This is a genomic window from Streptomyces tibetensis (assembly GCF_007655005.1).
GTDB classification, from domain to species: Bacteria; Actinomycetota; Actinomycetes; order Streptomycetales; family Streptomycetaceae; genus Streptomyces; species Streptomyces tibetensis.
This window is the reverse complement of sequence record NZ_SZVW01000009.1, coordinates 265,444-287,923: the sequence shown is the minus strand read 5'-3', so window position 1 is coordinate 287,923 and position 22,480 is coordinate 265,444. Positions and strand designations below refer to the sequence as shown.

Here is a 22,480-nt window from a genome sequence, read left to right as displayed (position 1 = left end):
TCGCGCCCGGGCCGGGACGGATTCGGAAACAAGTACCGCATGCCGGAATCCTGAAGGAAGGCGTCAGAGCTTGACGATCATCTTCCCGGTGTTGTCGCCGCGCAGAACACCCAGGAACGCCTCCAGGTTGTTCTCGATGCCCTCGACGACCGTCTCGCGGTACTTCAGCTCGCCGGAGGCGACCCAGGGGGCGACCTCCTGCACGAACTGCGGCTGCAGGTCGTAGTGGTCCCCGACCAGGAAGCCCTGGATGCGGCCGCGGGTGGCGATCAGGCGGGCGAGGTTCTTCGGGCCCGGGGCGGGCTCGGTGTTGTTGTAGAGGGAGATCATGCCGCAGACGGCGATCCGGCCGCCCTCGTTGAGGGAGCCGATGGCCGCCTCCAGGTGGTCACCGCCGACGTTGTCGAAGTAGACGTCCACACCGTCGGGCGCGGCCTCGCGCAGCTGCTCGCTCACAGGGCCGCTCTTGTAGTTGAAGGCCGCGTCGAAGCCGTACTCCTCGACGAGGAGCTTGACCTTCTCGTCGGAGCCGGCGGAGCCGATCACCCGGGAGGCGCCCTTGAGCTTGGCGATCTGGCCGACCTGGCTGCCGACGGCGCCGGCCGCTCCGGAGACGAAGACGGAGTCGCCCTCCTTGAAGGAGGCGGTGCGCAGCAGACCGGCGTAGGCGGTGAGGCCGGTCATGCCGAGCACGCCGAGGTACGCCGAGAGGGGCACGGCCTCGATGTCGGCGTCGACCTTGACGGCGGGGATGGCCGTCGGGCCCACCTTCACGGCGTTCTTCGCGTCCACCGCCGCGTACTCGCGCCACCCGAAGAAGTGCAGCACGTGATCCCCGACGGACAACCCCTCGGCGTTCGACGCCACGACCTCGCCGACGGCGCCGCCCTGCATGACCTTGCCGATCTCGAAGGGGGCGACGTAGGACTTCGCGTCGCTCATACGGCCACGCATGTACGGGTCCACGGAGAGGTACTTGTTCCGGACGAGGACCTGACCCTCACCGGGCTGCGGTACGTCCACCTCGACGAAGGAGAAGTCCTCGGGCTTCGGCCAGCCGACAGGACGGCTCGCCAGGTGCCACTCGCGGCTGACGGCGGGGAGTGCGGGGGTGTCGGTCATGGTGCGCCTTACCTCACTGGCTCGATATTTCAGTACCTGAAACAACCATGCTCCTGAATATTTCAGGTTGTCAAATAACCGGGTACCCTCGAAGGCATGGCTTCCACCACACCGACGCCCGAAATGACGGGCACCCGCCCGGATCAGCTGACTCTCGACGTCGTCGAGCTGATCGGGGAGGTCGTGGCGCGGTTCCACGAGGACTACGAGTCCGCGGCGGCGGAGCACGCCCTCACCGGCGCGCAGGCGCGGCTGCTCAGCCTGCTGTGTCTGGAGCCGCTGCCGATGCGGAGGCTGGCGCAGCAGCTGAAGTGCGAGCCGTCGAACGTCACGGGGATCGTGGACCGGCTGGAGGCGCGGGGGCTGGTCGAGCGGCAGCCGAACCCCTCCGACCGCCGGGTGAAGGTGGCGGCGGCGACGCCGGAGGGGCGGCAGGTGGCCCGGAGCCTGCGGGAGTCCCTGCGGTTCGCCCGGGAGCCCCTGGCCGGGCTCTCCGAGGAGGAGCGGGTGGCGCTGCGGGACACGCTGCGGCGCATGCTGGGCTGAGGCCGGGGCGCTGCCGCCGTCGAGGGCTCTTCAGGGCCGGGTAGGGCGGCGCATTCGAGGAGCGTGGCCCGCGCGCAGTCACACCGGTCACCCCACGGCGTGGGTACGGCGGCGCATTCGAGGAGCGTGGCCCGCGCAGTCACGCCGGTCACCCTACGGCGTGGGTACGGCGGCGCATGCGAGGAGCGGGGCCCGCGCAGTCACGCCGGTCACCCTACGGCGTGGGTACGGCGGCGCATGCGAGGAGCGGGGCCCGCGCAGTCACGCCGGTCACCCTACGGCGTGGGTACGGCGGCGCATTCGAGGAGCGTGGCCCGCGCAGTCACACCGGTCACCCCACGGCGTGGGTAGGGCTGCGCATTCGAGGAGCGTGACCCGCGCAGTCACACCGGTCACCCCACGGCGTGGCCGGCCGAGCGGAAGCTAAGTGCACCACCAGAGGAACCGTTTGCACGGCTCCGAGGCGGACGGCTCCGGTTCCGGGGGCCGGGTGGTCGGATCCGATGTCGGGGCGGGGCCCGGGTCCGAGGTCGGCGGGGCTGCCGTGGGAGCGGGCGCCGGGCCGCTTGGGGCGCCTCCGGCCACGGACTCGGGGTCCTTCGACGGCTCGCCGCCCTTCGGGGACTGCGAGCTCTCGTCCTTCGGGGACGTGGAAGCGGACGGTGTGTCAGATGCCGTCGGTGAAGCGGCACCTGACGCATCGTCAGACCCCGCCCTCCTGCCTCCCGGACCGCTGCCCGGCTCCCCCGCCTCGGGCGAGGCGTCCCCGTCCGCCGACTCTCCCCCGGCCGCGGCCGGCTTCGGCTTCGAGCCGGGGGCGTCCATGCCGAGTTCCGCGAGGGACAGGCCACCGGCCGCCAGTACGAACCCGGCGGCCACGAACAGGGTGCGGCGGCGCCGGCGGCGGTGTGCCGCGGCCTTGCGGTCCCGCCGGCTCGACCCTCCCGGGCCGTCGGGGGCCGGGCCGCGCCCGTGTCCGCGCCGTCGGGCCGCGCGCCCCACGCGCTCGCCGTCGTCATCGCCGTAGGCGTCGTCGCGCCCGTCGTCGTACGGGGCGTCACCCCCGTCGTCGTACGGGGCGTCACCCCCGTCGTCGTACGGGGCGTCGTACCCGTCGTCGGGGGCGTGCGAGACGTGCGGTACGGACGGTCCGCCCGGCCCGTCGCCGGCGTGCCCTGACGCGGTGGCGTCGTACCCGCCGTACACCGGGTCGCTCCGACGCAGTGCGTCGGCCGAGGTGCCGCACCCCGGGCAGGCGAGGGCGCCGTTGAGGTGCCGTCGGCACGGGTCGCAGTAGTCCATGACGCGGGAAGATTAAGTTCCGCGCCGGTCACGTTCCTAGAGCCGGCTGTGAAGGTTCTGTACGGACACGGCCGCTCCCCGGTTTCGAAACTGTCGAAACCGTTATGCGCGCGACCCATTGACACCCCCACCGCCCGATCCTTACTGTCACGCCAGCATTTCGAACGTGTGCCGAAATCTCGAACAAGCCGAGGCGCCGGAACGCGAACGGGACGCTGACGGAACAAACTGACAGAACGAGCCGAAACGAAGCTGCGAGGGACAACCGCCGTGCGCATCACCGGAATCAGCACACACGTGGTCGGGACGCCGTGGCGCAACCTGACCTACGTCCAGGTGCACACCGACGAGGGGATCACCGGAGTCGGCGAGACCCGGATGCTGGGACACACCGACGCCCTCCTCGGTTACCTGCGGGAGGCCGAGACCAACCACATCCTCGGTTCCGACCCCTTCGCCGTCGAGGACCTCGTCAAGCGCATGAAGTACGGCGACTACGGCCGTGCGGGCGAGATCGTCATGTCCGGCATCGCCGTGATCGAGATGGCCTGCTGGGACATCAAGGGCAAGGCCCTCGGCGTCCCCGTCTGGCAGCTGCTGGGCGGCAAGGTCACCGACAAGGTCAAGGCGTACGCCAACGGCTGGTACACCACCGAGCGCACCCCGGAGGCCTACCACAAGGCCGCCCAGGGCGTGATGGAGCGCGGCTACCGGGCGCTGAAGATCGACCCCTTCGGCACCGGCCACTTCGAGCTGGACCACAAGGAGACCCTCTACGCGGTCTCGCTGATCGAGGCCGTCCGCGACGCCATCGGCCCCGAGGCCGAGCTGATGCTGGAGATGCACGGCCGCTTCTCTCCCGCCACGGCCGTGCGCCTGGCCAAGGAGCTCGCGCCGTTCAAGCCTGCGTGGCTGGAGGAGCCGGTCCCGCCGGAGAACCTCAAGGCCCTGGAGAAGGTCGCCGCCAAGGTCGACATGCCGGTCGCCACCGGTGAGCGCATCCACGACCGGATCGAGTTCCGCGAGCTGTTCGAGAGCCAGGCCGTCGACATCATCCAGCCGGACGTCGGCCACATCGGCGGCATCTGGGAGACCCGGAAGCTCGCGGCGACCGCCGAGACGCACTACATGCTGGTCGCTCCGCACAACGTGGGCGGCCCGGTCCTGACCGCCGCGTCCCTCCAGGTCGGCTTCACCTCCCCGAACTTCAAGATCCTTGAGCACTTCAACGACTTCGCCGACGCGGAGATCAAGAAGGTGGTCAAGGGCGCCCCGCAGGTGAACCCGGAGGACGGCTGCTTCCACCTCTCCGACGCCCCGGGCCTGGGTGTGGAGCTGGACGTCGACGCCGCTGCCGAGTTCCCGCAGCAGCAGGCCCGTTTCGACCTCTGGGCGGAAGGCTGGGAACAGCGCAAGCCGAAGGGCTCGAAGTGAGCACCGCGGTCGTCGTCGACGCCCCGGGCGAACACCGGCTCGTCCCGCACGAGCCCCGGCGGCCCGAGGCCGGTGAGGCTTTGGTCCGGGTGCACGCCTCCGGGATCTGCGGCAGCGACCGCGAGGTCTACCAGGGCAATCGCCCCGAGGGCTATGTGCGCTATCCGCTGACCCCGGGCCACGAGTGGTCCGGGACGGTGGAGGCCGTGGGCGCCGGCGTCCCGGCCTCGCTCGTGGGCCGCAAGGTCGTCGGCGAGGGTTTTCGAAACTGTCAGGTCTGCGATCGCTGCCACGCGGGCGACACGACCCTGTGCACCGCCGGGTACGAGGAGACCGGGTTCACCCAGCCGGGCGCCATGGCGGCCACGCTGACCCTCCCGGCCCGTCTCCTGCACACCCTCCCGGACGACTGCGACCTCACGGCCGCGGCCCTCCTGGAACCCGCCGCCTGCATCGCGGCCGCCGCGCTGAAGGGCAACGCGCAGCCCGGTGAGCGCGTCGCCGTGGTCGGCACCGGCACCCTCGGCATGTTCGCCGTGCAGTTCCTGAAGGCCAACTCACCGGCCGAGCTGCTCGTGGTCGGCACCCGCCGGGACCGTGAGGCGCTCTCGCGCCAGTACGGCGCGACGGACTTCCGGACCAAGGACCAGGCACTCCCCGACGACATCGACGTGGTGATCGAGACGGCCGGGTCCGCGGACGCCGCCCGGATCTCCGCCGCTCTGCTCAGGCGCGGCGGCCGGCTGGTCCTGACCGGCATCCCGGCCCCGGGCGCCGAGGGCCTCGACCCGACCGACCTCGTGGTGAAGCAGCTGGAGGTGCACACCGTCTTCGGTGCGCCGCCGGACGCCTGGGCGCACACGGTGCGGGTGTTCGCCGCCGGTCTGCTCGATCCGCTGCCGCTGGTGACGCACGAGCTGCCGCTCACCGAGTTCTCGCAGGCCATCGAGCTGGTCGGGGCCGGCGATCCGAAGGTGGGCAAGGTCCTGCTCCGCCCCTAGTCGTACGCCGGTACGGGAGCAACCTGACGGCTCCCGTACCGGCGTACACCCAGCCGCGCCTCCCAGCCGCGGCCGTGGCCTGCGCCCGGCCGCGTCCCGAGCCCAGCCGTGCCCCACCCAGAGCCGCGAACCTCGTCCGAAATATCGAACCGAAGGACAGTCCTGTGACCGACGCTTCCGCCACGGCAGCCCGCAGGCCCGGTGAGCCGGCGCTCACCGCGCTGGGTCTGAGCGCGCCCGCCCCCGACCCCGCCGACACTTCCGCACACTCCTTCCCCGGCGGCGGCCGCTGGCGCACCGAGATCCCCTCCTGCGAGGGTCCCGAGGCACTCGCGGTGGTCCTGAAGGAGGCCTCGCGGCTGGACGTGCCGATCCACCGGATCAGCCAGGGCAGCGGCGTGTGGATGCTGACCGACTCCGAGATCACCGAGATGGTCGAGTCGACCGGTGAACGCGACATCGAGCTCTGCCTGTTCACCGGCCCGCGCGGCACCTGGGACATCGGCGGGTCCACGCGCACCGACTCACGGGGGGCCGGGCTGCGCGCCCGCGGCCACGACGCCGTCGCCGGTTGCGTCGAAGACGCCGTGCGGGCGACCGAGTTGGGCGTCAAGTGCCTGCTCGTCGCCGACGAGGGCGTGCTGTGGACGCTGCACCGGGCCCGGGCGGCCGGCATCATCCCGGCCGACACGACACTCAAGGTCTCCGCGCTCATCGGACCGGTCAACCCGGCCGCCTACGCGGTCTACGAGCGCCTCGGCGCCGACTCGGTCAACGTGCCCAGCGACCTGACGCTCGATCACCTCACCGAGATCCGCCGAGTGTCGGGCGCTCCGATGGACATGTACATCGAGGCACCCGACGACCTCGGCGGCTACGTCCGCATGTACGAGGTGGCCGAACTCATCAGACGCGGGGCCCCGTTGTACCTGAAGTTCGGCCTGTCCAAGTCCCCCGGGATCTACCCGTACGGGCACCACATGCGGGAGTTGACCCTGGCCACGGCCAAGGAGCGGGTGCGGCGCGGACGGCTCGCCCTGGACCTCCTGGCCCGCCACGGAGCGGACGGCGACATGGCGCCGCTCGGGTCCCGACTGCCGGGCGATCTGCAACGGTTCGAAATCTCGTCATAACGTTCCGGAAACTCGGCTTACAAAAGAAGACACAGCCGACCACAATCCACCACATCTCTTCTCGGTCTTTCCGGCACGACCACCCGGATCGACTTCGCGCCTGAGACCGAGCCCTGCCACAGATCAAGGATGATCATCATGCGTAACCGCAGAGCCGCTCTCACCGCCATAGCCGGAGCCGCGTCCCTCGCCCTGACCCTGTCCGCCTGCGGCCAGAGCGGCGAGGGGGGCAGCGAGGAGAAGCCGGGGAGCACCAAGGGCGCGACCATCGGCATCTCGATGCCGACCAAGTCCTCCGAGCGCTGGATCGCCGACGGCAAGAACGTCGTCAAGGACCTCCAGGCCAAGGGCTACAAGACCAAGCTGGTCTACGGCGAGGACGAGCCCGACCAGCAGGTCTCACAGATCGAGAACATGATCACGCAGGGCGTCAAGGCCCTGATCATCGCGGCGATCGACAACAAGTCGCTCAACAACGTCCTCCAGCAGGCCAAGGACGCCAACATCCCGGTGATCTCCTACGACCGCCTGATCCTCGGCACGAAGGACGTCGACTACTACGCGTCCTTCGACAACGAGAAGGTCGGCGAGCTCCAGGGCAGCTACATCGTCGAGAAGCTCGGTCTGAAGGACGGCTCCAAGAAGGGCCCGTTCAACCTCGAGCTCTTCGCCGGCTCCAACGACGACAACAACACCCGGTACTTCTTCGGCGGCGCGATGAAGGTGCTCCAGCCCTACATCGACAAGAAGCAGCTGGTGATCAAGTCCGGCCAGAAGGAGCTCACCCAGGTCACCACGCTGCGCTGGGACGGCGCCACCGCCCAGCGCCGCATGGACGACATCCTGACCGGCAAGTACACCAGCGGCCGGGTCGACGCGGTCCTCTCGCCGTACGACGGCATCTCGATCGGCATCATCTCCGCGCTGAAGTCGGACGGCTACGGCACGGCGAGCAAGCCGCTGCCCGTCATCACCGGCCAGGACGCCGAGGTCGCCTCGGTGAAGTCGATCAAGTCGGGCCAGCAGACGCAGACCGTCTTCAAGGACATCCGCAAGCTCGCCCAGGTCGCCACGAACATGGTCGACTCGGCGCTGAACAAGAAGAAGGTCGAGGTCAACGACGAGAAGACCTACGACAACGGGACGAAGGTCGTGCCCGCGTACCTGCTGCAGCCCGTGAGCGTCGACAAGAGCAACTGGCAGAAGGAGCTCGTCGACTCCGGCTTCTACAAGGCCGGCGACCTCAACTGACCGACGGGCCCACTGCAGCAACAGATTGGAAGGCACGACCATGGCGGGACCCGTCCTGGAAATGCGCTCGATCGTCAAGACCTTTCCCGGCGTCAAGGCGCTGTCGGATGTCACACTGACCGTCCAGCAGGGCGAGGTCCATGCCATCTGCGGGGAGAACGGGGCCGGCAAGTCGACCCTGATGAAGGTCCTCTCCGGCGTTCACCCGCATGGCACGTACGAGGGCGAGATCCTCTTCGAGTCAGACACCTGCGAGTTCAAGGACATCAGGGCCAGCGAGCAGCGCGGCATCGTGATCATTCACCAGGAGCTGGCCCTGGTGCCCTACCTCTCCCTCGCGGAGAACATCTTCCTCGGCAACGAGCACGCCACCCGAGGGCTCATCAACTGGAACGACACGCTCAAGCACGCCAGTGAACTGCTGCGCCGGGTCGGTCTGTCCGACCACCCGGAGACCCGCGTCGCCGACATCGGCGTGGGCAAGCAGCAATTGGTGGAGATCGCGAAGGCGCTGTCGAAGAAGGTGAAGCTGCTCATCCTCGACGAGCCGACCGCGGCCCTGAACGACGAGGACAGCGACAAACTCCTGGATCTCATCCTGGAGTTGAAGAAGCAGGGCATCACTTCGATCATCATCTCCCACAAGCTGAACGAGATCCGCAAGGTCGCCGACTCGGTGACCATCCTGCGGGACGGGCAGACGATCGAGACGCTCGACGTGAAGGCGTCGGACACCACCGAGGACCGGATCATCTCCGGCATGGTGGGCCGTGACCTCGACCACCGCTTCCCCGAACGCACCGCGTACGAGGGGGAGGTGGGCTCGGCCCCGGCTCTGGAGATCCGCGGCTGGTCCGTGCACCACCCGATCGACCAGCAGCGCAAGGTGGTCGACGACGTGTCGATCGAGGTCAAGCGCGGCGAGATCGTCGGTATCGCCGGCCTGATGGGCGCCGGCCGCACCGAACTCGCGATGAGCGTCTTCGGCCGCACCTACGGCCGGTACGCGGGCGGCCAGGTCTTCAAGGACGGCACGGAGATCCGTACGAAGACCGTCCCGGAGGCGGTCAGGCACGGCATCGCGTACGTCACCGAGGACCGCAAGCACTACGGCCTCAACCTCATCGACACCATCAACCGCAACATCTCGCTCAGCGCGCTGGGCAAGGTGGCCAAGCGGGGGATCGTCGACGAGCAGGCGGAGCGGCGGGTGTCCGAGGGCTTCCGCAAGTCCATGAACATCAAGGCGCCCACCGTCTCCGAGCCGGTGGGCAAGCTGTCCGGCGGCAACCAGCAGAAGGTCGTCCTCAGCAAGTGGATCTTCGCGGGTCCCGAGGTGCTGATTTTGGACGAGCCGACGCGGGGGATCGACGTCGGCGCCAAGTACGAGATCTACACGGTCATCGATCAACTGGCCGCCCAGGGCAAGGCGGTCGTCTTCATCTCCTCCGAGCTGCCTGAGCTGCTCGGTATGTGCGACCGCATCTACACGATGGCCGCGGGGCGGCTCACCGGTGAGTTCTCGCGGGCCGAGGCCTCGCAGGAATCACTGATGCGTCAGATGACTAAGGACAAAGAGGTAACCCGATGAGCACGGATGTGACCGCCAAGACCCCGGCCCCGGCGCCGGGCAAGAGCGGGGGTGGGGCCGCCGGAGGTGGCCTGCTGCAGCTCGTCCTGAACGGCCTGCGCAGCAACATGCGCCAGTACGGCATGCTGATCGCGCTCGGTCTGATCGTCGCCCTGTTCGCCGTGTGGACGGACGGCGACCTGCTGCTGCCGCGCAACGTCTCCAACCTCGTCCTGCAGAACAGCTACGTGCTGATCCTCGCGATCGGCATGATGCTGGTGATCATCGCGGGCCACATCGACCTGTCGGTCGGTTCGTTGACGGCCTTCGTGGGCGCGTTCGCGGCCGTACTGACCGTGCAGCACGATGTGGCGTGGCCGGTGGCCGTGGTGCTGTGCCTGCTGGTGGGCGCGGTGGCCGGCTCGGTGCAGGGCTTCTTCATCGCGTATCTCGGCATACCGTCGTTCATCGTGACCCTCGCCGGCATGCTGATCTTCCGCGGCATGACGGAGATCCTCCTGGAAGGGCAGACCCTCGGCCCGTTCCCGGACGGACTGCAGAAGATCGGCAACGGCTTCCTGCCGGAGACCGGCCCTGAGACGAACTACCACAACCTGACGCTGCTGCTGGGCCTGGCCCTGATCGTCTTCGCGGTCTTCCAGGAGGTCCGTGACCGCAGGCGCCAGAAGGAGTTCTCGCTCGACGTCGTCCCGCGCAACCTCTTCCTGCTCAAGCTGGTCTTGATCGTCGCCGCGATCCTCGTCGTGACGATGCTGCTCGCCAGCTACAAGGGCGCGCCGATCGTCCTGCTGATCCTGGGCGTGCTGGTGGTCGGCTACGGCTACGTCATGCGCAACGCGGTCTTCGGCCGCCACATCTACGCCATCGGCGGCAACCTGCCGGCGGCGAAGCTGTCCGGCGTCAGGGACAAGAAGGTCACCTTCCTGGTCTTCCTGAACATGGGCGCGCTCGCGGCCCTGGCGGGTCTGGCGATCGCCGCCCGTCTGAACGCGGCCTCACCGAAGGCGGGCCTGAACTACGAACTCGAGGCGATCGCCTCGGCGTTCATCGGCGGCGCGTCCATGAGCGGCGGTGTGGGCACCGTCCTCGGCGCGATCATCGGCGGTCTCGTCCTCGGTGTGCTGAACAACGGCATGAACCTCCTCAGCGTCGGCAGCGACTGGCAGCAGGTCATCAAGGGTCTGGCCCTGTTGGCGGCGGTCGGCTTCGACGTGTGGAACAAGCGCAAGGTCGGTTCGTAGCACGACCGGGGCCCCGCCGACCGGCGGGGCCCCGGCTCTCTCCGGACCGGACTTTGTCAGGAACAGCACAAAGCTGTCGCACGACTACGCACCGCACAGTACGGGGAGCAACTCCCCTCATTCACGAGGAGCCGCACGTGGAACTGAGCAGACGTACCGTCATCGCCGGGGCTGCCGCCGCCGGTGTCACCGCCGCCACCGTCGGTGGCACCGCGCACGCCACGGGAGGCAGGAAGCCGGTGAAGACGCTCTTCGGCAAGCTCGCCGACGGCACGAAGGTCTACCGCTGGTCGCTGGAGAACGGCGGCACCCGCCTTAAGGTCCTCTCCTGGGGCGGTGTCGTCCAGTCCCTGGAGATCCCCGACCGTCGCGGCCGCTACGCCAATGTCTCCGCGGGCTTCGACAACCTCGAGGACTACGTCGCGAAGACCCCGTACTTCGGCGCCCTGATCGGCCGGTACGGCAACCGCATCGGCAAGGGCAAGTTCACCCTCGACGGCAAGAACTACCAGCTGTCCGTGAACGACGGCGAGCAGAGCCTGCACGGCGGCACCCAGGGCTTCGACAAGCGCGTGTGGGACGTCGAGCCGTTCGTGAAGGGCTCCGACGTCGGCCTGCACCTGTACTACACGAGCGTCGACGGCGAGATGGGCTACCCGGGCACGCTCAAGACGAAGGTGACGTACACGCTCACCCGGCACGGTGACTGGCGCATCGACTACGAGGCCACCACGGACAAGGCCACCGTCGTCAACCTCACCAGCCACGTCTACTGGAACCTGGCCGGTGAGGGCAGCGGCACGATCGAGGACCACGAGCTGCAGATAGCGGCCTCCCGCTACACGCCCACCGACGCGGGTCTGATCCCGACGGGTGAGCTGGCCAAGGTCGCGGGCACGCCGTTCGACTTCAGCCGGACCAAGCCGATCGGCCGGGACATCCGCACCTCGCACCCGCAGCTGGTGACCGCCAAGGGCTTCGACCACAACTGGGTGCTCGACAAGGGCATCACCGCCCGGCCCGAGCACGTCGCGACCCTGCGCGACCCGGCTTCCGGCCGCACCCTGAAGATCGCCACGAACGAGCCGGGTCTGCAGTTCTACTCGGGCAACTTCCTCGACGGCACGCTGACCGGTCCGTCCGGCCGCACCTACCGGCAGGGCGACGCGCTCTGCCTGGAGACGCAGCACTTCCCGGACTCGCCGAACAAGCCGAAGTTCCCGTCGACGGTGCTGCGACCGGGGCAGACGTACCGGACGACGACGATCCACACGTTCGGCTGCTGAGGCCGCTGACAGGTCTTCACGGGCCGGACACGGGTGCCGACCGTTTTACCGACGGTTGAACAGTGCCACCGTGGCCTCCGTATGAAAGGGCGGCCCGCGCTCCCCCGCGCGGGCCGCCCTTAAACGTCGGGTCCGTCCGTCCCCAACGGATCCGCCTCATACGGAGGTTCCATGGCCGACAACGTCACGTCGCTGTTCCGCAGTACCGCGGCACACAGCCCGTCGATGGCGGCTCTGACACGTGAGGGCGGCGAGGGAGCCGGCCCCGTGGACTTCTGTATCCCCTGCAACCCCTATTTCCCGACCCCGGCCATGTTCGAGGACATGGCGGGCCGGCTGCGCGACATCATCACGTACTACCCGAGCAGCGCCGACACCATCACCGCCGAGTTGTGCAGCCTGCTCCAGTTGCCGCCGCAGTGCGTGGCCATGGGCAACGGCTCGACCGAGCTCATCACCTGGATCGACCACCTGCTGGTCCGCGAGTCCCTCGCCGTGCCCGTCCCCACGTTCGGCCGCTGGACCGACCAGCCCATGGAGACCGGCAAGCGGGTCGACATGTTCCCGCTCCAGGAGTCCAGCGGCTTCGCCCTCGACCTCGCGCAGTACGCCGAGTTCATCCGGGCCCGCGGCACCCGCGTCGCCGTGATCTGCAACCCGAACAACCCCGACGGCGGCTTCCTGCACAAGCACGCCATCGTGCAGTTCATGGACGCCATGGCCGACCTCGACCTGGTCGTCATCGACGAGTCGTTCCTGGAGTTCGCGGACGCCGAGGCCGAGCCGTCCGTCGTCCAGGAGGCGATGCTGCGGCCCAACGTGGTCGTGCTGCGCAGCCTCGGCAAGAACTTCGGCCTGCACGGCATCCGCTTCGGCTACCTGGTCGCCAACCCGGCGCTCGCGGGCCGTATCCGCTCGATGCTCCCCAAGTGGAACCTCAACTCCTTCGCCGAGCACGTCGTCTTCATGCTGAAGGAGCACGGCGCCGAGTACGCGCAGAGCCTTCAGCAGGTGCGCCGCGACCGCCTCGACATGGCCGGCCAGCTCTCCTCCCTGCCCGGGCTCACGGTCTACCCGTCGCAGGGCAACTTCCTCTTCGTGCGCCTCCCCGTGGGCGCCGAGGGCACGGTGGTCCGGGACCGGATGCTCACCGAGCACCGGATCCTGGTCCGCGAGTGCGGCAACAAGATCGGTTCGTCCAGCCGCTTCCTGCGTCTCGTGGTGCGCCCCCAGGTGGACGTGCGTCGCCTGGTGTCCGGCCTGGAACAGGTGCTCTACGGGACGTCCAGGAGGGGAGCCGCCGTACCCGAGCTGGGCAACGGGACCAGCTACAGCTCGGGTACGGCGGCCGTGGACCGGCTGGTGAGCGAGACGAACGGGTCGGGCATGCGGGGGCTCGCGGCGCAGGCGATGGGAACGGCGCCGGCAGCGATGCCGATGCCGGCTGCCGCGGCGGGGGCCGGGGGGCCGGGGCTCGTCGCGGCTCCGGCTGCTGCGAGCACCGGGACGGGCGGCCAGGGGTTCTCCGCCGTGCCGGCGCCCGCACCCGCTGCCGCGAGTGCCGGTGCCGTCGGGGGGCCGGGACTGCCCCCCGCCCCGGCCCCCACTCCGGCCACCGGCATCGGCATGCCGCTCCCCGCCGCCGCGTCCGCCGTACCGGCGGGTGCGGGCGGCGGGATGCCGATGCCGGCTGCGGCCCAGATGCCCCAGCCGCAGATACCGCAGCCACAGATCCCCCAGCCGATGGCGCAGCCCGCTCCCCAGCCGATGGCCGCCCCGGCACCGCCCCTGGCCCCCGTGGCCCAAGCCCCGGCGCCGGCCCCTGCTCCGGCCCCCGTCCCCGCACCATCGCCCATGGCCGCCCCGTTCACCGGCCCCACACCGCCCGGCGTCCCGGCCCGAGGCGGCCTGACGGCAGCCCAGGTACGGGGCACGAACGGACTGACCCCGGCCCCGGCCACGGGGTGGCCTGCGGCGCAGAGCTGGCCCAACGCGGCGGGGATGGGTCAGGCGGGGTAGCGCCCTCTCGCCGTAGGTGGTTCCTGCGACTGTGCGGGTGCGGGTCCTTCGTGGTTGTTCGCGCCCACGCGGCGGAGCCGCACATCGAGCACGGCCCCGCGCCCCTCGGGCGTCAGACCGCTGTCAGTTTCCACTGCTGGCAGGTGTTGTTGAGCCATGTCCACTGGCGTACGTCCGCGCTGTCCGCTGTCGAGCAGTTCGCCACGTCGGCCACCTTGCCGGAGGCCTGGTTGGCGACGCGGACGTAGCCGCTGTCCGTGGCCACGAAACGGAACCGCTGGCACGTGTTGTTCAGCCAGGACCACTGGCGCAGGGAGGCGCCGTCGGCCGTCGAGCAGTCGGCGGTGTCGAGGACCTTGCCGGTGGCGGCGTTCACCAGGCGGTGGGTGTCGTCGCCGAGGTCCTCCAGGCGCCAGCGCTGGTTGGCGCCTCCGTTGCACCCGTACTGCTGGACGTCGGCTCCGTCGGCCGAGGAACTGCCCGCCACCTCCAGGCACTTGCCGCTGTTGCGGTTGGTGACGGTGTAGGTAGTCGAGGCGGAGGCCGGCTCCCCCGACGGCCCGGCCTGGCCCGCCCCGAGCCGGACGGGTGTGCCGAGGTTCGGCGTGCCGTCGGAGTTCCAGGTGAACTTCTGCGCCCGGGTCGTACGGCCGTTGTCGCAGCCCTCGGAGGCGGAGTCGTTGGCGTGGTAGACGATCCAGCTCTCGCGGCCGTCGGGTGAGGTGAAGAAGCCGTTGTGGCCGGGTCCGTACACCCCGTTGGCGTCACTGCGCTGGAAGACCGGCGTGGACTTCTTGGTCCAGGAGGAGGCCGACAGCGGGTTGGAGCCGGTCAGCTCCAGTTGCCCGAGCTTGTAGTCGGGCGTCCAGCAGCCGCTCGCCGAGTAGATCAGGAAGGTCCGGCCGTTCCGCTGCAGGATCTCCGCGCCCTCGTTGACCGTGCCGCCCTGCCGCTCCCAGGCGTACGTCGCGGTCGAGATCGTCGCGTAGGAGCCGCTGACGGTGTACGGGTTGGACATCGGGGCGATGACGAGGTTCTGGGTGCCGCCGGTGATCGCGCTGCCGAGCATGTACAGCCGGCCGCCCACGTTCAGCACGCTCGGATCGAGCATCCACGCGCTGTTGAGCTGCCCCTTGTAGGTGTACGGCCCCATGGGGTCGGAGCCCGCGCTCTCCAGCACATGGCTGCGCTGCGTCGGGTTGTAGTCGGACACGTTCTGCCCGGCCACGTAGTACAGGTACCAGCGGCCGTTCAGGAAGTGCAGCTCCGGCGCCCAGATGTTGCAGCAGCGGGAGGCGGCGTCGCCCTTCCACACCTGGACGCTGGGGGCGGTGGAGAGGCCCGCGAGGGTGGTGGACTTGCGGATGGTGATGACGTCGGTCCAACTCGTCGTCACCAGGTAGTAGTTGCCGTCGTGGTACGAGATCCAGGGGTCGGCGCCCTTGACGGACTTGACCGGGTTGGAGAAGGAGGCGGCGCTCGCGGAGGGCTGACCGAAGCTCAGCGCGAGCAGCAGGGCCGCCAGCAGGGTCAGTAGGCGACGGGCCATCCGCTGCTCCAGTTCAGGAGGTTGATGCCGAGCTTGGGAGTGCCGTTCGCGTTGCCGTCGTAGTAGTGGTAGACGATCAGGTCGCCGTCGGTGTCGTTCATGATCGACTGGCCGCCGGGGCCGATGATGCTGCCGTGCGACTCCAAAACGGGCGTGCCGCCGTTCTTCATGAGGTCGACGCCGTTCTTGTCGCGGTACGGCCCGGTGACGCTGGAGGCGCGGCCGACCTTGACCTTGTACGTCGAGCTGGTGCCGGCGCAGCAGGTGTCGTACGAGGCGAAGAGGTAGTAGTAGCCGCCCCGCTTGACGATGAAGGGCGCCTCGACGGCCTTGGTCCCGGTGGGGCGGGAGGCGAGCGAGTACCGGGTGGTACTGCCGGCCAGTTGTTTCCCGGTGGACGGATTGATCTGGATCATCTTGATCCCTGTCCACCAACTGCCGAAGGACAGCCACCACTTGCCGTCGTCGTTCACGAAGAGGTTCGGGTCGATGGCGTTGAAGTCGCTGGCGGAGCTCGACGTGTAGACCGTGCCCTGGTCGGTCCAGCTGCCCGGCCGGCCGGTGCTGGAGGTCGCGAGACCGATGGCGGAGGTGTTCGAGCCGAACTTCGAGACGGAGTAGTACATCAGGTACTTGCCGCCGTGGTACGAGATGTCCGGCGCCCAGGCCTCCGGGACGGACGAGTAGTTCCGCCACCAGCTCGGCCTGCTCGCGAAGGCGTCGCTTCCGTTGCGGAAGGCGGTGCGGTCACCGGAGGTCTTGCTCGCGATGCCGCCGCCGGTGGCGTACAGCAGGTACTGCCCGGACGAGGTGCGGATCATCGAGGGGTCGTGGGTGACGACGTCACCGGTGACCCCGCCGGGGTTGGGGTACGCGGACGCCGTGCCCGGGACGAGGGCGAGCAAGAAGGCTGCGGGGAGGGCGAGCAGGGCGGTTCTCGTGCGCACGATGGAGCGGCTCATGCGGTCCTCCTTGCGGTGGGGGTGAAAGCGCTGACCGATATCTCGAACAGCGATCGCAAGTTCGAACCGGACCGTAGAATCGAACACCTTGCGCGTCAATGGTCCGCGCAGCATCCGCTGCGCGGACCATGGGAGACGGGCCGAGGAGACGGCCGGCGCCGTCGAAGCGTCAGCCGGTGGGCAGGCCCAGGCCGTAGTACCTGACGTGGTAGCCGTCCACGTACTCGGCCTCGCCACCGACGATCAGACCGGCCGGCTCGCTCACCCCCGCCGCCCTGGCCGTCGCCACGAGCATCTCCGCGAGGGCGCGGCCCTTGGGTTCGCCGGGGCCTCCGGCGTCCACGCGCCACACCGGGTCGTCGTCGCGCCAGACCGAGGCCGTGCCCGGGTGTTCGGCGACGGTGCCCCAGCCGAGTGACGCCGCGTCGACGCCGTCCGGGGCGAAGCAGCCGATCGAGAGCCGGTTGTCGCACGCCACGTCGAAGAGGAGGGGCGCGCCACCTCCGGTCCGCCCGTACAACGGCATCCCGATACCGATGCCGAGGGCGGTGGTCTCCGCGGGCAGGGCCTCCAGGAAGTCGCCCAGCGACCGCGTGACGGTCTCCCAGCTGCGGGCGGTCCAGCCGCCGGGAAAGCCGAGGCCGGCGTTGGCGGGGTCACGGTTGCTGCCGAAGAAGCCGCTGATCGCGTGCTCTTCGCCGTGGCCCTGGCGCCAGAACCAGTTCTCGGCCGGGTCGGTGGGCTGCAGGACCAGCTCCGGCCCCGACTTCCCGGCGCGCAGCTCCAGGGTGTCCGGGCTGCCGCGCCAGCGCATGAAGGGGGCGCCCCACAGTGGACCGCTGTCGTAGAAGGGGCCCATGTCGCCATGCGAACCCAGGACGGACGGCCGGCCCAGGGCCGCGGACAGCTCCTCAGCCGCCGCACGGAAGGCGGCGGCCTGTGCCGCGGCGTCGGGCATGACGGCCGCCACCGGCACCGCGAGTTCCACGTACGACTCGCCGTCGGTGTAACGCTCTTCGTAGGTGCCCACGGGACGCAGGCGGGCGTCGCCCGAGGACCGGCCGGTGACCAGCACGGGGTGGTCCGCCGTGCCGCTCGGGGCCCAGCCGAGCCCTTCCGCCAGGGTGTTCACCCCGTCCGGCGACCAGCCGCCGGTATCCGCGGCGAGGAGTCGCCGGGCGAGGTCCGCGAGGGATTCTTCATCGGTGCTGCCCCGTTGTGCGTTCATGCACTCATCGTGCCGCAGCCCTATCCCTCGATGTCGAGGGCCGTCCCGTAGAGCCGGTCCACCTTCAGCCTGATGACGACGCGGCGTTCGTCGACCAGTTGCTGGAGGAAGGCGCCCTCGTCCTCCGGTTCGGCGCCCGCCGGAATCATCGCGAGCAGCTCCCGGCCGACCGAGTCGCCGGGGACCGCCGTGACCTCGGAGATCTCGGCTTCCCCTTCGGCGACGGCGAACGACCAGACGTCCCCGCCCTGCACGTGCAACGCCGCACGCGGTGCACGGCGCAGGTGCTTGACCTTGACGCGGTCGGCGGTGGTCGAGAAGCGCACCGTGCGGGACTCGGCGGCCCAGCTGTACAGCATGGTGGTCAGATGGGGGTGGCCACTGCGCTTGACGGTGGCGAGCGTGCCGAACCGCTGTGCACCGAGCAGGTCGGAGAGGGCTGCGTCGGACAGGAGGCGAGGTGCCGGTCTCTGAGTCATGTCATCGCCAACGGCGTTGTGGTGCAGATCATTTCAGCGCGCCGGGGAGGATGCCGTACCCGCACTTGCCATGCTGTGCGCCTACGGACCGGCCGTGCCCGCCCGAAGCGGGGAAAGCCACCCCGGCAGGTCGATCTCGGCGCGTACGGTCTTGCCGGGCGACGGCTTCCGCTCCAGGACCTCCCACCGGTCGGCGAGCGCAGCGACGAGGACCAGCCCCCGGCCGTGTTCGTCGAGCGAGCCCAACCACTCCACCCCGCCCGGCCCTGGCAGGCTCGACGGCCCACTCTCCGTATCGGTCACCTCGACGCGGACGCTGCCGCCGACGAGCGACAGCCGCAGCTCGAAGTCCTGCCCGGGACGCGCCCGTGCGTCACGGCATTGGCGGCAAACTCGGCGACGACCAGGGCGACGGCGTCGGAGGCGTCCGTGCCGTAGGGGATGCCCCATGCGTACAGCCGGCCGACGGCGAGGTGCCGGGCCAGGCGGGCGCCGCGGGGAGTGGCGCTGAACCGCTGCACGAACCCACGCACGGCGACGGGATGTTGCGAAGGGGCAGGTGCTGTCATGCGGCCAATGTCCCGCGTGCCGACCGCACTGCGCGAGGTCACAACCGCGTACGCCGGTGCAGCGTACGCGGTCACTGACTGGACAGTACTGGTGACGTGCCGTAACCATGGCGCGCGGGAGGTTATCGACGGTGGTCGATGGCGTGGTGGGGGCGGCAACGGCGGCGAGCCGGAGTCCTCGGACAGCTTGCGCACGTTCGGGGCCGTGGTCCAGGGGCTGCGCGAGCACGCGGGGTTGAGCCGGGAGGAGTTCGGCGAGCTGGTGCGGTTCTCCAAACACACGGTGGCTTCCGTGGAGTTGGGGAGGCGGATGCCGGATCCGGTGTTCGTGGAGCGGGCGGAGGAGGTGTTCGGCAGGACGGGGGCGTTGCGGAAGGCAGCGGGGTGCCTGGAGAGGCAGCCGGGGTTGGCGGCTTGGTTTCGGCGGTGGTCCGGCCCTGGAGCAGACGGCGATCGCGCAGGCCGTGGAAGCACGACACTGCGCAGGAGCGGGCGGCCTCACCAGGACCCGAAAATACCTGTCTTGTCAGATACTTGACGCCGCAGCACTTTGCCGAACTCACAGCTCACGAACAGAATCCACCTCTACTCTGCCGTGTCCATGACAGACAACTCGAAGAACTACAGCGACACCCCCATCGGCCGCCGCTCCGTCCTGCTGGCCACCGGCGCCACCGCCGCCACACTGGCCGTCGGGGCTGCCGCCGCCTCGGCCGACCGAGGCACCCAGGAGACCGGCGGCACCGCCCCCGTCGCCGCCGCAGCCGTCTGCACCCTGACGAAGGAGCTGACCGAAGGCCCCTACTACCTCGACGGCCAGTACGTCCGCTCCGACATCCGGGAGGACAAGACCGGCATCCCCCTGAAGCTGACGCTGACGGTCGTCGACGACGACACGTGCGCCCCGCTGAAGAACGCCCTGGTGGAGATCTGGCACGCCGACGCGCTCGGCGAGTACTCCGGCTTCGTGGGCGACAACGGCCACGACGAACCGGACAACGGCACGTTCCTGCGCGGCGGCGTCCTCACCGACGCGCGCGGAGTCGCGGCGATCACCACCGTCTACCCCGGCTGGTACGTGGGCCGCTGCGTGCACATCCACGTCAAGGTCCACACCGACGTGACCCTGACCCCCGACGGCTCCTTCACCGGCGGCCGGGAACTCCACACCGGCCAGCTCTTCTTCGCCGAGACGATCACGACCAAGGTCGCGGCACTCGCCACGTACAAGGTCAACACGGTCCGGCGCACCACCCTGGCCCAGGACTCGATCTACGACGACAGAGGCGCGGCCTCGGGCCTCCTCACCCTCACCCCGCTCGGCAGCACGACGGCCGCCGGCTACGCGGGCACGCTGACCCTGGGCGTGGAACAGGGCTGACGCCGGGCACGGCCGACGCGTACCGTGGGGGTCGCTCGCACACCGAGCGACCCCCCTCACCCCCGGCCCATCCGCGCCTCATCGCCGCCCGCCGAACTCCCAGTCGTGCACCTCGATGTCGGCGTACCTCTCCCGGGTCAGCACGGCACGCGCCGACTCCGCGTCCGGCGCCCGCACCAGCGCCGCGGTGCCCAGCCACACGGCGCCGTCGTCGGACAGCAGCGGCCCGTAAGCGATCAGCTCGTCGCGGTCGGGCGGTAGGTCGAGGTCGGCGGCCGGGCCCGAGCCGAGACCCAGAACGAGGTGGCGGTCACCGCCCGTGCGCCCGCCGGGGAAGTCCCACATGGTGCGGCCCAGCAGGTTGCGCCACCGCCGCAGCAGCACGTCGCGGTATGCCCCGGCCTGGTAGTTGGGCTCGTCGAAGGCGAACGCGCGGGCCGCGGCGGGGTCAGGCAGGTCGACGATGTGGACGCTGCCGCTCGGCGTCTCCCCGTCGGCGGCGAAGGTCGGCCCGCGGGCGATCAGCTCCGCCTCGTACCGGTCCATGTAGGCCCAGTGCGCCTCCCCCAGCTCCTCGCGCAGCGGCAGGGAGCCGGGCCGGTCGCGGTGGTAGCAGAAGAACTCCATGCTGCAGACTACTGTTGACTGTCCACCGACACCGACGTCGCACCCAGGGGGAAAAAGACCGTGCGCAGCGCCACCGTGACGCCCGAGGGCGATCGAATCCGCTGGGTCGAACTGCCGGGGCAGGAGCCCGCGCGCGTCTACGTGCACGGGTTGGGCGCCACCGCGCCCGCCTACTTCACCGAAGTCGCGGTCGATCCGCGCCTGGCCGGACGCCGTTCCCTGCTGATCGACATGCTGGGCCACGGCATCAGCGACCGCCCGACGCACTTCGACTACACGCTGGAATCCCACGCCGACGCGCTCGCCGGCGCTCTGACGGCAGCGGGCGTCTCGGCCGCCGAAGTGATCGCCCACAGCATGGGCGGCTCGGTGGCGATCGTCCTGGCGGCCCGCCATCCCCGGCTGGTCTCCCGTCTGGTGCTCGTCGACGCCAACCTCGACCCCGTCCCGCGCGTGCCCGGATCCCAGGGCAGCAGCGGCATCGCCGCGTACTCCGAGGCGGAGTTCGTGACGGGTGGCGGCTGGGAGGAGGTCCGCGACCGGGTCGGCCCGCACTGGTGGTCCACGATGCGCCTGGCCGGCCGCGAGGCCCTGCACCGCAGCGCGTTCCACCTCACCCGCGGCACGACCCCCACCATGCGGGAGCTGTTGCTGGAGCTGAGGATCCCCCGCGCCTTCCTGCTTCCCGAGTCCGACGGCCCGCTTCCCGGGGCCGACGCCCTCACCGAGGCCGGAGTGGCCGTCGTCGCGATCCCGGACTGCGGCCACAACATCATGCTGGACAACCGGGATGCCTTCGTGAAGGCCACAGCCGCGGCACTGACGACGCAGGGCTGACCCGCCCTCACCTACCGCGGCTCGGGCCGGAAACAGTGCCGCGCCCGCACGATGCGGGCGCGGCACTGTCGCGAGGTGACGTCAGTTGCAGGATCCCACGGTGAGGATGTTGTCGACGACGACCTTGGTGCCGACCTTCATGTAGGAGTACGCCTCGCCGCAGTAGCCGCGGTTCTGGTAGACGGGCCCGGCGTAGGTACTGAAGGTGCCGAAGTCTTCCTTGTGAGGCGTATCGGTGTAGTTGTCCTTCAGTCGGATCCCCATGGAGTGCGCCACGCCGGTGTCGTTGAAGAACACGGCGCAGATCGGCTTGTCGTAGTACCGGTCGCCCGTGGTCTTGCCGTTGGTCCACGTGTAGGTGGTGCCGTAGGTCCCGTAGCGGGCAGCCCCGGTGGAGATGGTGTAGCCGGATCCGCACACGTTGGCGGCGGCCGCGGCGACTCCCGCCTCGGCCTCGATGATCCGCTTGGTCTCGGCCGACGCCTCCTTGGCGACCTTGACGCCCTCGATGTCCACGGTCTGGATCGCCGCGCTCGTCTTCAGTCCGGGCTGGTCGGCGGCCGACGCGGTGGGCGTCATCGCTGTCGCGGCAAGCAGGACGGCGCAGGCGCCACCCAGACGTATCCCAGTCTTCACATTTTCCCCCTATGAGTGACAGTCAGATGATCGTGTCGCAGAAACCGTAGCGCATCGCACACGCAAGCGGGCAAAGGTTTTTGCAGGTCAGCCCGGAGGGGCGAAATTCAGCCAACGTATTGAGCCCCTCCCTCCGTCCATCCCGTCCGGCTCCTTCGAAACTTCACAGATCAGGAGGCGGTGCGCCTGTCCAGCAGCCTCCCCCAGACATGACCATCTTTTTGCCATGCACCGATCAGTGCTTATTTCTGATGGTGCCGTGCGTCTACAGTGACCAGGCACTCAG

19 protein-coding genes, 1 tRNA gene and 2 pseudogenes are annotated in these 22,480 nt (G+C 69.6%); 12 read left to right on the top strand and 10 right to left on the bottom strand.

The window, feature by feature from the left end; translation table 11 throughout:
• Window positions 1-63: 63 nt before the first annotated feature.
• Entirely contained in the window at window positions 64-1,122 is a 1,059-nt protein-coding gene (locus FDO69_RS17700) for an NADP-dependent oxidoreductase (RefSeq protein WP_104780781.1), read from the bottom strand.
• A gap of 96 nt (window positions 1,123-1,218) precedes the next feature.
• On the opposite strand from FDO69_RS17700, the gene FDO69_RS17695 reads away from it, so the two are divergent.
• A complete protein-coding gene (locus FDO69_RS17695; protein WP_170320901.1) occupies window positions 1,219-1,668 on the top strand; it encodes a MarR family winged helix-turn-helix transcriptional regulator in 450 nt (149 codons plus the stop codon).
• Window positions 1,669-2,091: 423 nt separating this feature from the next.
• Here FDO69_RS17695 and FDO69_RS17690 read toward each other — a convergent pair whose 3' ends face one another.
• On the bottom strand, window positions 2,092-2,970 hold the full coding sequence (locus tag FDO69_RS17690) for an SCO2400 family protein (protein WP_104780779.1): 879 nt from the start codon (window positions 2,968-2,970) through the stop codon (window positions 2,092-2,094).
• Between the two features lie 270 nt (window positions 2,971-3,240).
• Here FDO69_RS17690 and FDO69_RS17685 point away from each other — a divergent pair, with 270 nt between their 5' ends.
• The 4 genes and pseudogenes from FDO69_RS17685 to chvE all read left to right on the top strand — a co-directional run.
• Window positions 3,241-4,404: a mandelate racemase/muconate lactonizing enzyme family protein gene (locus FDO69_RS17685; protein ID WP_104780777.1), complete on the top strand. Its 1,164-nt coding sequence runs from the start codon at window positions 3,241-3,243 to the stop codon at window positions 4,402-4,404.
• Window positions 4,401-5,405 carry a zinc-dependent alcohol dehydrogenase gene (locus FDO69_RS17680; RefSeq protein WP_104780776.1) on the top strand — a complete coding sequence of 335 codons (1,005 nt, stop codon included), beginning with the start codon at window positions 4,401-4,403 and terminating at the stop codon, window positions 5,403-5,405. The genes FDO69_RS17685 and FDO69_RS17680 overlap by 4 nt, the downstream gene beginning before the upstream one ends.
• A gap of 164 nt (window positions 5,406-5,569) precedes the next feature.
• A complete protein-coding gene (locus FDO69_RS17675) occupies window positions 5,570-6,538 on the top strand; it encodes a glycosyltransferase family protein (protein WP_104780775.1) in 969 nt (322 codons plus the stop codon).
• A gap of 129 nt (window positions 6,539-6,667) precedes the next feature.
• A pseudogene (chvE, locus tag FDO69_RS43055) lies at window positions 6,668-7,723 on the top strand (multiple monosaccharide ABC transporter substrate-binding protein); the annotation flags it as partial.
• Here the strand turns inward: chvE and FDO69_RS41015 are convergent.
• Window positions 7,704-7,808 (bottom strand) — tRNA-Thr (locus FDO69_RS41015). The pseudogene chvE and the gene FDO69_RS41015 overlap by 20 nt on opposite strands.
• 21 nt (window positions 7,809-7,829) lie before the next feature.
• Here FDO69_RS41015 and mmsA point away from each other — a divergent pair.
• The 4 genes from mmsA to FDO69_RS17650 all read left to right on the top strand — a co-directional run bounded on the left by mmsA (window position 7,830) and on the right by FDO69_RS17650 (window position 13,926).
• A complete protein-coding gene (gene mmsA / locus FDO69_RS17665; protein WP_104780773.1) occupies window positions 7,830-9,380 on the top strand; it encodes a multiple monosaccharide ABC transporter ATP-binding protein in 1,551 nt (516 codons plus the stop codon).
• Window positions 9,377-10,621 (top strand): multiple monosaccharide ABC transporter permease, encoded by a 1,245-nt coding sequence (gene mmsB / locus FDO69_RS17660; RefSeq protein ID WP_104780772.1) that lies wholly within the window; start codon window positions 9,377-9,379, stop codon window positions 10,619-10,621. Before mmsA ends, mmsB begins: the two co-directional genes overlap by 4 nt.
• A gap of 137 nt (window positions 10,622-10,758) precedes the next feature.
• Window positions 10,759-11,907 (top strand): aldose epimerase family protein, encoded by a 1,149-nt coding sequence (locus FDO69_RS17655; protein ID WP_104780771.1) that lies wholly within the window; start codon window positions 10,759-10,761, stop codon window positions 11,905-11,907.
• Window positions 11,908-12,078: 171 nt separating this feature from the next.
• Window positions 12,079-13,926, top strand: coding sequence for a pyridoxal phosphate-dependent aminotransferase (locus FDO69_RS17650; protein WP_104780770.1), 1,848 nt, complete (start codon window positions 12,079-12,081; stop codon window positions 13,924-13,926).
• Between the two features lie 112 nt (window positions 13,927-14,038).
• Here FDO69_RS17650 and FDO69_RS17645 read toward each other — a convergent pair whose 3' ends face one another.
• From FDO69_RS17645 to FDO69_RS17625, 5 genes and pseudogenes are all read right to left on the bottom strand, one after another.
• Window positions 14,039-15,475, bottom strand: coding sequence for a family 43 glycosylhydrolase (locus tag FDO69_RS17645; RefSeq protein WP_104780769.1), 1,437 nt, complete (start codon window positions 15,473-15,475; stop codon window positions 14,039-14,041).
• Entirely contained in the window at window positions 15,457-16,437 is a 981-nt protein-coding gene (locus tag FDO69_RS17640; RefSeq protein ID WP_170320900.1) for an arabinan endo-1,5-alpha-L-arabinosidase, read from the bottom strand. The genes FDO69_RS17645 and FDO69_RS17640 overlap by 19 nt, the downstream gene beginning before the upstream one ends.
• A 169-nt stretch (window positions 16,438-16,606) precedes the next feature.
• The gene (locus FDO69_RS17635; RefSeq protein WP_104780768.1) at window positions 16,607-17,665 is read right to left on the bottom strand and encodes a hypothetical protein; all 1,059 of its coding nucleotides are present in this window, start codon (window positions 17,663-17,665) and stop codon (window positions 16,607-16,609) included.
• Window positions 17,666-17,685: 20 nt separating this feature from the next.
• Window positions 17,686-18,144, bottom strand: a complete 459-nt coding sequence (locus FDO69_RS17630) for a pyridoxamine 5'-phosphate oxidase family protein (RefSeq protein ID WP_104780767.1) — start codon at window positions 18,142-18,144, stop codon at window positions 17,686-17,688.
• Window positions 18,145-18,225: 81 nt separating this feature from the next.
• Window positions 18,226-18,713 (bottom strand): annotated as a pseudogene (locus tag FDO69_RS17625) (ATP-binding protein).
• Between FDO69_RS17625 and FDO69_RS43050 the strand changes: the two are divergent.
• Together FDO69_RS43050 and FDO69_RS17615 are read left to right on the top strand one after the other, a co-directional pair.
• A complete protein-coding gene (locus FDO69_RS43050; RefSeq protein ID WP_420878514.1) occupies window positions 18,712-19,251 on the top strand; it encodes a helix-turn-helix domain-containing protein in 540 nt (179 codons plus the stop codon). The pseudogene FDO69_RS17625 and the gene FDO69_RS43050 overlap by 2 nt on opposite strands.
• A gap of 63 nt (window positions 19,252-19,314) precedes the next feature.
• Window positions 19,315-20,094 (top strand): intradiol ring-cleavage dioxygenase, encoded by a 780-nt coding sequence (locus FDO69_RS17615; RefSeq protein ID WP_104780766.1) that lies wholly within the window; start codon window positions 19,315-19,317, stop codon window positions 20,092-20,094.
• 78 nt (window positions 20,095-20,172) lie between these two features.
• Here FDO69_RS17615 and FDO69_RS17610 read toward each other — a convergent pair whose 3' ends face one another.
• Window positions 20,173-20,721, bottom strand: a complete 549-nt coding sequence (locus FDO69_RS17610; protein ID WP_104780765.1) for a YciI family protein — start codon at window positions 20,719-20,721, stop codon at window positions 20,173-20,175.
• A gap of 60 nt (window positions 20,722-20,781) precedes the next feature.
• Here FDO69_RS17610 and FDO69_RS17605 point away from each other — a divergent pair, with 60 nt between their 5' ends.
• Entirely contained in the window at window positions 20,782-21,558 is a 777-nt protein-coding gene (locus tag FDO69_RS17605) for an alpha/beta fold hydrolase (RefSeq protein WP_104780764.1), read from the top strand.
• A gap of 81 nt (window positions 21,559-21,639) precedes the next feature.
• On the opposite strand, the gene FDO69_RS17600 is transcribed toward FDO69_RS17605, so the two are convergent.
• A complete protein-coding gene (locus FDO69_RS17600) occupies window positions 21,640-22,137 on the bottom strand; it encodes a hypothetical protein (RefSeq protein ID WP_240806339.1) in 498 nt (165 codons plus the stop codon).
• Window positions 22,138-22,480 lie beyond the last annotated feature (343 nt).